Source organism: Flavobacterium indicum GPTSA100-9 = DSM 17447 (assembly GCF_000455605.1).
GTDB classification, from domain to species: domain Bacteria; phylum Bacteroidota; class Bacteroidia; order Flavobacteriales; family Flavobacteriaceae; genus Flavobacterium; species Flavobacterium indicum.
The window spans coordinates 1172665-1186464 of sequence record NC_017025.1 but is presented as its reverse complement, the minus strand read 5'-3'; the positions used below and the strand labels follow the sequence as shown (position 1 = coordinate 1186464).

General features: G+C 31.4%; 11 protein-coding genes. 6 read left to right on the top strand and 5 right to left on the bottom strand.

Annotated elements, in window-relative coordinates:
• Window positions 1-4: 4 nt before the first annotated feature.
• The 3 genes from KQS_RS05310 to KQS_RS05300 are packed head-to-tail and all read right to left on the bottom strand — an operon-like array spanning window position 5 to window position 4078.
• Complete coding sequence (locus tag KQS_RS05310) at window positions 5-463, bottom strand: hypothetical protein (RefSeq protein ID WP_014388169.1); 459 nt, start codon at window positions 461-463, stop codon at window positions 5-7.
• Between the two features lie 37 nt (window positions 464-500).
• Window positions 501-2834 (bottom strand): ATP-dependent helicase, encoded by a 2334-nt coding sequence (locus tag KQS_RS05305; protein ID WP_014388168.1) that lies wholly within the window; start codon window positions 2832-2834, stop codon window positions 501-503.
• Between the two features lie 47 nt (window positions 2835-2881).
• Window positions 2882-4078, bottom strand: coding sequence for a hypothetical protein (locus KQS_RS05300; protein WP_014388167.1), 1197 nt, complete (start codon window positions 4076-4078; stop codon window positions 2882-2884).
• A gap of 105 nt (window positions 4079-4183) precedes the next feature.
• Between KQS_RS05300 and KQS_RS05295 the strand changes: the two genes are divergently transcribed.
• The gene (locus KQS_RS05295) at window positions 4184-4708 is read left to right on the top strand and encodes a DUF7935 family protein (RefSeq protein WP_014388166.1); all 525 of its coding nucleotides are present in this window, start codon (window positions 4184-4186) and stop codon (window positions 4706-4708) included.
• Window positions 4709-4767: 59 nt separating this feature from the next.
• Here the strand turns inward: KQS_RS05295 and KQS_RS05290 are convergent, their stop codons facing one another.
• Window positions 4768-6867, bottom strand: a complete 2100-nt coding sequence (locus KQS_RS05290; RefSeq protein WP_041252217.1) for a M1 family metallopeptidase — start codon at window positions 6865-6867, stop codon at window positions 4768-4770.
• 121 nt (window positions 6868-6988) lie between these two features.
• On the opposite strand from KQS_RS05290, the gene KQS_RS05285 reads away from it, so the two are divergent.
• From KQS_RS05285 to KQS_RS05265, 5 genes are all read left to right on the top strand, one after another.
• Complete coding sequence (locus KQS_RS05285; protein WP_014388164.1) at window positions 6989-7705, top strand: Dph6-related ATP pyrophosphatase; 717 nt, start codon at window positions 6989-6991, stop codon at window positions 7703-7705.
• A gap of 82 nt (window positions 7706-7787) precedes the next feature.
• A complete protein-coding gene (locus KQS_RS05280; RefSeq protein ID WP_014388163.1) occupies window positions 7788-10322 on the top strand; it encodes a DUF559 domain-containing protein in 2535 nt (844 codons plus the stop codon).
• A 206-nt stretch (window positions 10323-10528) separates the two neighbouring features.
• Entirely contained in the window at window positions 10529-11392 is an 864-nt protein-coding gene (locus KQS_RS05275; RefSeq protein WP_014388162.1) for a bestrophin family protein, read from the top strand.
• A 24-nt stretch (window positions 11393-11416) separates the two neighbouring features.
• Window positions 11417-12424 (top strand): proline iminopeptidase-family hydrolase, encoded by a 1008-nt coding sequence (locus tag KQS_RS05270; protein ID WP_014388161.1) that lies wholly within the window; start codon window positions 11417-11419, stop codon window positions 12422-12424.
• A gap of 61 nt (window positions 12425-12485) precedes the next feature.
• Entirely contained in the window at window positions 12486-13409 is a 924-nt protein-coding gene (locus tag KQS_RS05265) for an AraC family transcriptional regulator (protein WP_014388160.1), read from the top strand.
• On the opposite strand, the gene KQS_RS05260 is transcribed toward KQS_RS05265, so the two are convergent.
• Window positions 13406-13783 (bottom strand): DUF779 domain-containing protein, encoded by a 378-nt coding sequence (locus KQS_RS05260; protein ID WP_014388159.1) that lies wholly within the window; start codon window positions 13781-13783, stop codon window positions 13406-13408. The two genes, KQS_RS05265 and KQS_RS05260, sit on opposite strands and share 4 nt — an antisense overlap.
• Window positions 13784-13800: the final 17 nt, after the last annotated feature.

Here is a 13800-nt window from a genome sequence, read left to right as displayed (position 1 = left end):
CTTATTAATTTGAAAGTTGGTTTAAACTATTAATATCATTAGGTAAAACATTTGTCACTTTCAATTTTTTTGAAAAACTATTAACTGAAACTGAAATAACTTTAGTATCACTATCAATTTTAACCTTGTGCTTTGGTTTAAATTTAAAAACATCCTTATATATCGTTTGAATCTCATAATCACCTAACGCTAAATCTACTATAAAAAATTCTCCATAATTTATTTGACCTAAATTAATATTATTAGCCACGATATTCATTTTTGTTGCCCAACCACATGTCGCAACTGGGCAATAATAACCAGAATTATGAAATAGAACTTTTCCATTTCCTAAATCTGAAATATCAACATTATCTAATTGGATATATTTTCTTGAAGATTGCATTGGCTTTAATGCACATGAATTTATTAAAAAAACCGTTAAAAATAATGCTACAGGCATTATAAATTTTATTCTTTTCATTACTTTTTATTTAATTTTTGATTTTTAAAATTCTAATTTACCCAATCACGTCAAGCTTTGCAAAACGTAACAATAACTTCTTTAACCCACCCACATCAAAACGAATTTCTGCTTTTTTATCGGCACCCACGCCTTCTAAATTTACAATTTCACCTTTACCAAAGCGTTCGTGCATAACAATAGCTCCAATTTTTAAATTACTGTCTATAGTAGTACTTTTTGAAGATGAGCTACTGGCATTAACCGGTTTTAATCTTCTAATATTAGCTGTAGAAATTGGTTCTTGACTCGTAATATAAGCGGGTGGTGTTCCTGCAACTGGTTTATTTAAACGTAATTTTGATTTATCTACATCCCCAAAAATGTCAATATCCATCATGGGTTTGTAACGATAATTGGTATCCATCGGATTCAAATAATCTAAATATCGATCGTCAATTTCTTCTATAAATCGAGATGGTTCACTGTCAACTAATTTACCCCAACGGTAACGCGATTGCGCATAGGTTAAATAGGCTTGGTGTTCGGCACGCGTTAGTGCAACATAAAACAAACGACGTTCTTCTTCTAACTCACTTCGGGTATTTAAACTCATAGCACTTGGAAATAAATCTTCCTCTAATCCTACAATGAACACATGCGGAAATTCTAATCCTTTTGCTAAGTGAATGGTCATTAAAGCCACGCGATCGTCATCGCCTGTATCGTTATCTAAATCGGTTGCTAGTGCTACATCTTCTAAAAATTCAGCCAAAGAACCACGTGCACCATCAATTTCTTTTTGTCCTTCTGTAAAATCTTTAATACCGTTTAATAACTCTTCAATATTTTCAATACGTGCAATACCTTCAGGTGTTCCGTCTTTTTTCAATTCTTGTACCAAACCGGTTTTCTTGGTCACATGATCAGTTAAATAAAACGCATCCTGATTTTCATTGATTACTTGAAAACTCTGAATCATCGTAACAAAATCTTGCAACTTTTGTTTGGTACCTGAATTTAGTTTTAAATCGATTTTATCGATGTGTTGCATCACTTCAAAAATCGAACGCTTATAATGATTGGCTGCTACCGTTAATTTTTCAACTGTGGTATCTCCAATTCCTCGGGCTGGATAATTGATAACACGTACTAAAGCCTCTTCATCTTTCGGATTAATAACCAATCGTAAATACGCCAAAACATCCTTAATTTCTTTACGTTGATAGAACGATAATCCTCCATAAATACGATAAGGAATATCGCGCTTACGCAAAGCATCTTCAATGGAACGCGATTGTGCATTTGTTCGATACAACACTGCAAAATGATTATTTGGCAATTGTTTTTGCATCTTTTGTTCAAAAATAGTGGAAGCCACAAAACGACCTTCCTCACTATCGGTTAAACTGCGATGTACTTTTATAGGCGGACCGTCTTCGTTATCGGTCCAAACAACTTTATCTAATTTGGTTTTATTTTTATCAATAACATTATTGGCCGCTTCCACAATATTTCGAGAGGAACGGTAATTCTGCTCCAAACGAAACATTTTTACTCCGTCATAATCTTTTTGGAAATTTAAAATATTGTTGATATTCGCACCGCGGAATGCATAGATACTTTGAGCATCGTCTCCTACTACACAAATATTTTGGAATCGATCCGACAAAGCTTTTACAATCAAGTATTGCGAATGGTTGGTATCTTGGTACTCATCCACTAAAATGTAACGAAAACGGTCTTGGTATTTAGCCAACACATCGGGAAAACGATTCAATAATTCATTGGTTTTCAACAATAAATCATCAAAATCCATGGCGCCCGATTTAAAACAACGCTCCACATAATTCTGGTAAATTTCCCCCATTCGCGGTTTCTTACTCATAGCATCCGCTTCTTGTAACTCAGGATTATTGAAATACGCTCTTACGGTTATGAGTGAGTTTTTATATTGTGAGATGCGCCCCAACACCTGCTTAGGTTTGTACACATCTTTATCCAATTGCATTTCCTTAATGATTTGCCCAATTAATCGAACCGAATCCTGTGTATCATAAATAGTGAAATTTGAAGGATATCCCAATTTCTCAGATTCTATACGAAGTATTTTTGCAAAAACGGAATGGAAAGTTCCCATCCATAGATTTTTGGCTTCATTATTTCCTACAATACTCGCAATACGATTTTTCATTTCACGAGCCGCCTTGTTTGTAAATGTTAAGGCCAAAATATTAAACGCATCTACGCCTTGGTGCATTAAATAAGCAATACGCATGGTTAACACCCTAGTTTTACCAGAACCCGCTCCGGCAATTACAATCATAGCGCCGTCTTTTTGTAAAACAGGTGCGCGTTGTGCTTCATTTAATTGGTCAATGTAATGCTGCATAAATTTTCTTTTTCATCAGGTCATGCAAAAATACATAAAAGGGCGGTTTAATCCATATTTTTTGGTTGGGATTGATTAATTTCTTGAATAATTTTTTTCTCTTCAGTAGTCAAGACTAAACCCGAGTTTTCTTCCCAATATTCGGTAATAATTTTATCTTTCTTATTGATTAACGATTTATCTTTAAATACGTCAATAGGATCATAAGGCACTAATTTTTTACTATGCTCGGTGGTGATGAGATAATTCGTTATTTCAATATCTTTTTTTAAACCCTTTTTGTTTTCAGCTTTAAATCCGATTTCTTCTTTAGAAGACAATAAAAAATAATATCCGTTATCTTGTTTATAGGTTGCTGTAAAATTTGATTTGAAAATACTTCCCTTTATGACTTTAAAATTGGTCACATCAGCAAAATATATTTTTTCTAAGGGTACCTCATATCCCATTTCAAAAATGATATTTTTCTTAAAATCATAAACAATTTTGTATTCAGGAAGAAATTCTTCGACTTCTGGTTTTGGCCGAATAACCATAATGTACCAATCGGGATTTTGCTTATGGGTCTTTATTTCATAATCAAATTTTTTCTTGGCTTTAGCATCCAATACCTTTTTTAAATAATTAAATTCATAATAATTTTTAACTATATCATTTAAATTATAACCCAAGGTCGTTCTATCAAAAAAATCATTGTCGGGTAAACCAATGGTTCGGTTTTGTTCAATCAATAAATCAATTTGAACATTATTCGGTTTTCCATTCAAACAAAAATTAACCAATCCGTCGTTATAAGATGTAAAATTCCCGTTGCTTTTATAAAATTCTCTAGAATATATCTTCAATCGAACCGGAAGAGTCAAATTTTCTTCTGATACTTCAACAAGCTTTTTTAATATGGTTTGTGGATGTTTATTCGTAATGATTAATTCTTCAATTTCTTGTGAAAAAGGCTGTAAATAAACAACCATTGGATTTTCTTTAATTTGGATGGATTGCAAAATTAAAACTTTATAATCGGGATGAGTAATCGTAATTTTTGACGGTTTTGCCAATTCAAATTTCACTATACCTTCTTCATTACTAAAATAATCTTGATTGTATTTGTTTATTGAAACCGAAGCATTAGAAATCACTTTATCGGTATCTTTATCTTTTATAATAAGGACAAAATCTTTTTTTTCACCCTTTTGTGAAAAGAGAAAAGAAAATGTAAAAAACAATAAATAAAAAAGTCTATTCATAAAAAAATTGTTTTATTACAGTGATTTTGAGGCTCTTTCAAAAATATAAAAAATCTTATTCAATAGTCGCATCAAAAAGTATATTTTTGTAAAAAAACTGAAATTATGGTTATTGAAGATAAATTATTAGAAATTGCCGCTTACACTATTCCGGCTTTAATTACAGGAGGAGTTGCATTTGTAATGTCACAACGCTTTTTTACGGCAGAAGAAAACCGTAGAAAATTTGAACTTTTACGTGAAAATCAAAAGCAATCTTTACCCATTCGTTTGCAAGCCTATGAAAGAATGGTTTTGTTTTTAGAACGAATCAATCCAGTTAATTTAATGATGCGTGTAGAGCCAGGAACATTAGATGCTCCAAGTTATGCAACTTTATTAATTCATAACATTCAAACCGAATACGAACATAATTTAACCCAACAAATTTACTTAACCGGTGAATGTTGGGAAGTAATCATGAAAACTAAAAATAGTATTGTAGCTCAATTAAGAACGGTTTCTATTGGTGGAGAAGTGCAAACAGGTGAAGAACTACGAAATAAATTTTTGATTGATGCTTCACAATCGGAATCATTAAGCGGTGTAGCTATCAGTTTTATTAAAGAAGAATTAAAGCACGTATTTTAAGTGCAATTTACTTTCATAATAAAAACAAAAACCTGATATGCAACTATCAGGTTTTTTGTTTACTGTTTCTCATTTAAAAATTTTAAATATAAATTCTTCATCGATTCATCGGAATTTAAAACCAGTTGTTCGACTTTTTGTCTATAGGTTATGTCTTTTAATAATTTACGAATAGTATTTCGAGCAAATGAGGTAAATTGCCACTTATGATGTTGTGTAGCCAAAAACAAACCTTCAATCACTTTTTCATTGAAAGGTTCTAACTCAAGTAAAACTTCTAAGGCATTTTGTCTAACAGAACTTTCAAAGTTTACATGTGTTAAAGCTAACAATTCGGTTAGTATTGTATTCCTTTCATATTCAGTTAATTCACCATAAAGAAAACCCAATTTCAACCAGGTTATTTTAAAGCTAAAATCATTATTTCCAACAATCGTTTTCGTTTTTTCTAAATAATCGTTGGCCTGTTCTGGAAAATTATTACATAAATGCACTAATGCAATTTCTTTGGTTTTATACGATGCATCATTTAAAAACGTTTCGTAATCTGATTTAAATTCGACCGGAATTTCCGCTATGGTTTCTGCAATTGCTTGTCGAACATATAAATTTTGCTTCATGCCAATTTCAATTAATTCCTTTTTCTTTTCAAAAGGAACCGAAGCCATTCGATAAAACAAATATTGTTTGATTGAAAAATAGGCATTAGAATTTAAAATTTCTTTGTAAGTCGAAACATCGGCTTTCTTTTTTACAATAGCTATATAATCAGCAACCGCTTTGTTTTTTTTCAGATACGTTTCAGCTAAATTCATATCAAAATCAGAAGATTCTAACCAACTCTTTTTAAATTTTTGTACATCATAAGTAGGAACAACTCGAACCACTTCATTCAAAAATTCCTCGGTAGAAACATTTTTAAATTGGTATTTTCTCAAATAATTTTTAACAATTTTTTGAAAATTATCACGCCCAATATCTTCTCGCATGGTATGTAATGCCCAAGCTCCTTTTTTATAAAATGATAACGAACTGGCTTTTTCATTTAAAACCGGAATCGTATCGGTTTTTGCTGCTTTTTTCAATTGCAAAGCATAATCATACAATTCATTATAGAAATAATCGTCACCAAACACATGCTGTTCGGCCAATAAGGCATAATAAGTGGCAAATCCTTCTTGTAACCAATGGTGTTTACCTGAAGTTGCCGTTACCACATCACCAAACCATTGATGAGCTAATTCATGTGCGTTGACATTAACATAATTTCGATCATTAAATCCAATGGAATCCACTACAAAATCTTGTGCAAAAATGGTAGAAGTGGTGTTCTCCATACCAGCATATAAAAAATCCCGAACCGGTACTTGTCGGTAAATTTGCCAAGGATACTTAAATTGAATTTCTTGTTCTAAAAAATCAAATATTTCTTTAGAATAACGGTAAGTAGGTTCAAATTTAGCTTCATCCCTAGTATCATACCATAACTCTATTGGTGTTCCTGATTTGCTTTTAAATTCTTTCTTATCAAATTTTCCAATGGCTAACATCACTAAATAAGAAGACATCGGTTTTTTCATTTTGAACTTCAATACAGAATTTTTTGGTTCATAAACAAATGCATAACCAGGCATTCGTTGTTTCTTTTTTTCTCGAATTTGTTTTCCGTTTGAAAAGCCAGTGTAAAAAGACCATCGATAATCAATTTCAAATTCAATATTAAAGATTACTTTCTCATTCACATCATCAAAACTGGGCAACCAATGACTGGTATATCGGCCTTGTCCTTGTGTCCAAATTTGAAAGTCATCAACAGAACCCACAAAATACAACGTCTGTTTTGGTGTACATTCATAAGTAAATTCAAGCGTATTTTTCCCTTTTTTATACCCTTCAAACAGAATAATCTCTTTGGAGTTGTACTTAAAATTAACTCGTTTTCCATTGATTTTCAATTCACCATTAATGTCCATATTTTTGGCATCAATTCGAATCGAATCGATTTCATTTTTGACTTTAAATTGGTAACGTATTGCTCCAGAAATTGATTTTGAATTAAAATCGGGCATAACTTTAGCCTCACATTGAACAAAATCGACAAATTTTGTTTGTTGTGAAAATGATAGTACAGAAAATAAAAGAAAAAATATAACTCTCATAATGGGTAAAAATCTGTCACGAATATAATCAATTTCAACTTTTTTGCAGTAGATATTCATGAATTATGAAGTATCTTCGCATTTTAGCCAAAAATAAGTTTTAATGTAAAAACCAACTAATTTGAAAAAGAACGCCTATTTTAATTGGAGCAGTGGAAAAGATTCTGCTTTAGCGCTTAATTATGCGCTACAATCAAATGAGTTTAACATACAATATTTGTTCACTAGTATTAATGGAGCATTTAATCGAGTTTCAATGCATGGTGTTCGAACAGAGTTAGTAGAACAACAAGCTAAAAAAATAGGCATTCCATTAATTAAAATGGAACTTCCAGAAATGCCTAGTATGGAAGACTATGAAAAAATAATGCTAGAAAAATTGCTCTTTTTTAAAGAAAAAGGAATTCAAGATACTCTTTTTGGGGATATATTTTTAGAAGATTTACGTAAATATAGAGAAGACAAATTACATTCTTTAGGAATCACCGCTCATTTTCCACTTTGGAAAAAAGATACTAAAGAAATGATTCTTGATTTTTTACAATTAGGCTTTAAAACAATTGTGGTTTGTGTAAATGAACAATTTTTAGACCAAAGTTTTGTGGGAAGAGTAATAGACGAACAGTTTTTAGCCGATTTACCTCCAAATGTCGATCCATGTGGGGAAAACGGAGAATTTCATACTTTTATTTTTGATGGTCCAATTTTTGATGAACCCGTAACTTTTGAAATTGGTGAAATTGTATATAAAACCTATCCAAAACCAAAGACAGAAGACAGTTGTACCGAAACGCCCAATGAATATGGATTTTATTTTTGTGATTTGATACCTATTTAAAATTTATAAAATATAATTTATCTTAAGAATTAAAGTTCTAAATTTGAAATCTAAACTATTTTAAATCGAATTTTAAAAAACGTTGAATCTACTAGAAACTCCCATAGAATATTTAAAAGGTGTTGGCCCACAACGAGGTGACTTACTTCGTAAGGAATTGAACATTCATAAATATGGTGATTTACTAAATCTGTATCCCAATCGATATATTGATAGAACCAGATATTATAAAATCAATCAACTCGTTAATAGTAATTCAGAAGTTCAACTAGTGGGTAAAATAATCCATATAAAAACGGTTGAACAAGGAAAAGGGAAATCGAGATTAGTTGCTACTTTTGTTGATGATACAGGACAAATGGAATTGGTTTGGTTTCAAGGCCAAAAGTGGATTAAAGAAAGTTTACAATTGAATGTTGTCTATGTAATTTTTGGTAAGATTACCAATTTCAATGGTACTTTTAATATGGCTCATCCTGAATTGGAGACATTAGATACCCACAAAGCCAGTTTACGAAGTGCCATGCAACCGGTGTATCCGAGTACTGAAAAATTAAATAATAAAGGCATTAATAGTAAAGTGATTTCCAAATTAATGCAACAATTATTTATTGAAACACAAGCATTATTTTCAGAAACATTACTTGATTCAATAATCAATGAATTGCACTTAATTCCGAAAAATGCTGCGCTTTTTAATGTGCATTTTCCAAAGAGTCAGGATTTATTAGCAAAAGCACAATTCCGATTAAAATTTGAAGAATTATTTTTCATTCAATTACAATTAATCACAAAAAACTTAATCCGAAAACATAAAATCAAAGGACATCCCTTTGAAAAAGTAGGTGAAAATTTTACTAATTTTTACAATCATCACCTGCCTTTCGACTTAACCAATGCTCAAAAACGTGTTTTAAAAGAAATACGAAATGATTTGGGTAGTCATGCGCAAATGAATCGTTTGTTACAAGGTGACGTGGGTTCAGGAAAAACCATCGTTGCATTGATGTGTATGCTTTTAGCAAAAGACAATGGTTTTCAAAGTTGTTTAATGGCCCCAACAGAAATCTTAGCCAACCAACATTTTCAAGGTATTACAGAATTAGCAACTGCACTTAATTTAAATATTAAGTTGTTAACAGGTTCTACTAAAACTGCCGAACGAAAAATCATTCATGAAGAACTTGAAAATGGTTCTTTGGATATTATTATCGGAACGCATGCTTTATTAGAAGACAAAGTTCAATTTCAAAACTTAGGTTTAGCCATTATTGATGAACAACACCGATTTGGGGTAGAACAAAGAAGCAAACTATGGGGAAAGGCCTCCCCTAACCCCTCCAGAAGAGGGGAAACGGAACGAGTAATACAAAAATACCGAACAGCACGTCCTTCAACCTATGCGCTTTTAAAAGAACTAAAGACTGAAAATAAAAAAAAAAGCACCCAAGCGGAAAATGTTCTTTGGGAATGTTTAAGAAATAAAAATCTCAAGTACAAATTCAGAAGACAGCATGTCATAGATATTTTCATTGCTGACTTTGTTTGTTTAGAAAAAAATCTAATCATTGAGGTTGACGGTGGTTACCACAATACTTTAGAACAAAGAGAAGCTGACGAATTACGAACTCAAATACTAAATGAAATTGGTTTTAAGGTAATTCGTTTTACTAATGAAGAAGTAATTAATACTACCGAAAATACACTAAAAAAAATAACCACAATCTTGGAAAGCCTCCCTTCTGGGGAGGTTGGAGGGGCTATTCCTCCTCATGTTTTAGTTATGACAGCTACACCAATTCCAAGAACATTAGCTATGAGTTTGTATGGAGATTTAGATATTTCTGTAATTGATGAATTACCCCCAGGTAGAAAACCAATACAAACGGTACATCGTTATGACGCCAATCGACTAAAAGTTTGGAAATTTTTAAAAGATGAAATAGCCAAAGGTCGTCAGGTTTACATCGTTTATCCATTAATACAAGAATCCGAAAAAATGGATTATAAAGATCTAATGGATGGTTATGAAAGTATTTCTAGAGATTTTCCATTACCACAGTATTCCATTTCTATTGTTCATGGGAAAATGAAACCGGCCGACAAAGAAGAAGAAATGAAACGTTTTGTGGAAGGAAAAACCAACATTATGATAGCAACTACGGTGATTGAAGTAGGTGTCAATGTGCCCAATGCTTCGGTAATGGTTATTGAAAGTGCGGAACGATTTGGTTTATCGCAATTGCATCAATTACGCGGTCGTGTAGGTCGTGGTGCCGAACAAAGTTATTGTATTTTAATGACCGGATTTAAATTGAGCGAAGATAGTAAAACAAGAATGGAAACGATGGTTCGAACCAATGACGGATTTGAAATTGCTGAAGTTGATTTGAAATTGCGTGGTCCTGGAGACATTATGGGAACCCAACAAAGTGGTGTTTTGAATTTACAAATTGCCGATTTAGTTAAAGATAGAGAACTTTTGCAAGTTGCACGACATATTGCCGTTCGGTTATTAAAAGAAGACCCAAGCATGAGCAAACCAGAACATGCTAAATTAAAAGAAGTCTTTCTAGAGCTGAGTAAAAAGAAAAACATTTGGAATTACATAAGTTAAATAGTAGCTTAAGTGTTTAATATAATTTAATTCATAATTCATAATTCATAATTCATAATTCATAATTCATAATTCATAATTCATAATTCATAATTCATAATTCATAATTCGTAATTCATAATTCATAATTCATAATTCATAATTCGTAATTCATAATTCATAATTCGTAATTCGTAATTCGTAATTCATAATTCATAATTAAATCAATGGTACAATACAACCCAAAAGACTGGATAACATTCATTTTTAAATTTCATAAGTCAGATACTTTCCGACAATTATTACCAATGATGTTCTTAATTGGGATATATTCGGGCGCAATCTGTTATTTTGAAATACACTATTTTAAATTAGGAGAAACCAGTCCTATTAAGAATATTTCTATCATGCATACCACAGTAGGCTTTGTATTGTCTTTATTATTAGCTTACCGAACCAATACAGCTTATGACCGTTGGTGGGAAGGAAGAAAATTATGGGGAAGTTTAGTTAATAATAGCAGAAATCTAGCCCTAAAACTTACAAGTATTTTAGAACATGAAAATGATAAAAACTATTTTAGAAAATTAATTCCGAGTTATGCTTCTGTTCTTTCTAAACATTTATCGAATGAAGAAGTAAGTAAAATGCTTTTTGAAGGTTTAGACTTGGAAATTGATCAAACCAAACACAAACCCAATCAAATTGCAAAAATGTTATTTAGCAAGGTGAATGATTTGTATAAAAGTAATAAAATTACAGGAGACCAATTGATCATCATTAACTCTGAAATTCAATCATTTACTGAAGTATGTGGCGCCTGTGAACGCATAAAAAACACCCCTATTCCCTATTCTTATAGTGCATTCATTAAGAAATTCATTTTCTTTTACATTATGACGTTACCCTTTAGTTTTGTTTTTAGTTTAGGCTATTATGTAATACCTGTAGTAGTCTTTATTTTTTATGTCTTAGCCAGTTTAGAACTTATTGCAGAAGAAATTGAAGATCCTTTTGGTGGTGATGAAAATGATTTACCTACGGCCAAAATTGCTTCTAATATTAAGAAACATGTGGAAGAGATTTTGTAATTTAGAAATTCTAAAACTTTATTTATGAAAAAAATTGCTTTACTAGTACTTATAGCATTTGGTCTACAAAGTTGCATCAAAGAGAATAATTCAACTTCAACGAAAGACTATTTCGCGCAGACTTCGGATAGCATTCAAAATGGTGGTGTAAAAGTAATTCCTATTCAAACCCCTAAAGGAACTTTTAATGTTTGGACCAAACGAATTGGAAATAATCCAAAAATTAAAGTCTTACTTTTAAATGGTGGTCCAGGTGCTACACATGAATATTTTGAATGTTTTGAAAACTATTTACCGGCAGAAGGCATCGAATTTATTTATTATGACCAATTGGGTTGTGGTAATTCCGACAATCCAAAAGATACGGCTATGTGGGATTTAGCACGATATGTAGAAGAAGTGGAACAAGTTCGAAAAGCCTTACACTTAGATAATACTAACTTTTATTTATTAGGTCATTCTTGGGGTGGTATTTTAGCGATGGAATATGCCCTAAAATACCAAGACCATATGAAAGGATTGGTCATTTCAAATATGATGGCCAGTTGTCCTGAATATGGTAAGTATGCCGAACATGTTTTGGCAAAACAATTCAATCCAGAAGTTTTAAAAGAAATAAGAGCCATTGAATCGAAAAAAGATTTTTCTAATCCAAGATACATGGAATTATTAACTCCCCATTTTTATGAAAAACATGTTTTACGTTTTCCTTCAAAAGATTGGCCAGAACCCGTAACGCGTTCGTTTGCAAAAATGAATCAGTCTTTATATGTAACCATGCAAGGACCAAGTGAATTTGGAATTTCAGGAAAATTAGAAAAATGGGACCGTAAAAATGATTTGAAAAAAATTAAAATTCCGACATTAAGTATTGGAGCAAAACACGATACAATGGATCCAAAACACATGGAAGAAATAGCTAAATTAGTTCAAAAAGGAACCTATTTATATTGTCCAAAAGGTAGTCATATGGCTTTTTATGACGATCAGAAAACCTATTTTAAAGGATTACTTTCATTCTTGAAAAAATAAGTTAAAAGCAACTAGAAATAGTTGCTTTTTTTGTATATTGCTTTGAAAATCTGTTATTAATATGCCTAATAAAGCACTCTTATTTACTCCACAATTAACTCATGAAAAATCACTAAAAACATTAGTTGAAAACAGAACCATTTTTTCATTAAATCATTGTGAACTTAATATTTTTGAAACGTATCAAGAATCTGAATTAGTTCCTTTAAAATTTAATGATTTAGTGGTTACAAGTATGTTGCGTGGTAAAAAAGTAATGCATTTATTTGAAGATCCAAGTTTTGACTATTTACCGGGAGAAACCGTAATTGTTCCTCAAAATACGGAAATGAAAATCGATTTTCCTGAAGCCTCAAAAGACAATCCTACTCAGTGTATTGCTTTAGCGATTGACAACAAAATTATAACAGATACCTTAGATTTTTTAAATGAAAAATACCCTAAAGTAGGGAAAGATAATCTTTGGAAATTAGACCATGAAAATTATTTTTTCTATAACAATGTTGAATTAGCTTCTACTATTAATAAATTGATTAAAGAATGTATGGGCAGTTCTTTAACGAAAGATGTTATTGCCGATTTAACACTTCAAGAATTAATTATTAGAATCATTCAAACACAAACCGTAAAACGATTTGACACTAACCATGTCATTGATTCTAACAGCCCCATAACACCATCTATTAATTTCATTAGAGAAAACATTAGAGAATCAATTAACCTAAAAGATTTAAGCGACAAAGCGTGTATGAGTACCACCTCCTTTTATCGTTATTTTAAACGTGAAATGGGTATGAGTCCAATAGAATATATTTTAAATGAAAAAATAAAATACGCTAAAAAATTATTGAGTAATCCAACTATTCAAATTAATGAAGTTTCGTATGCAACTGGATTTGAAGACTGCAATTATTTTATTCGAATTTTCAAAAAATACGAAGGTGTAACACCAAAACAATACCAATTAATGAATTACACGAGTTAATCTTCTCCAAATCGAGAAATTGGCTCTAATTGGTCTAATTCATCAGGAGAAAACAACGTATAATTTACTTTAAATGTCTTTCCATAAGGGGTTTCCAATGAAAAACCACCTGGTCCAAAACCGTCGACTACATCTAATTCAAAATGTGAAAATTTCCAATACTCGAATAAATCTTTATCAATCCAAAATTTAAAATCTTTTATTTGTCCGATACAAACATCTCCCGTTCTTAAATAAAAACCTCCCTCTTCAAAACATTGTGGTTGCGTACCTTCACAACATCCTCCTGCTTGATAAAACATCAACCTTCCAAATTTATCTTCAAGCATAGTTACTACTTCTAATGCCTTTGGTGTACTACTCAATCTTTTCATAAAAAATAATTTGATTA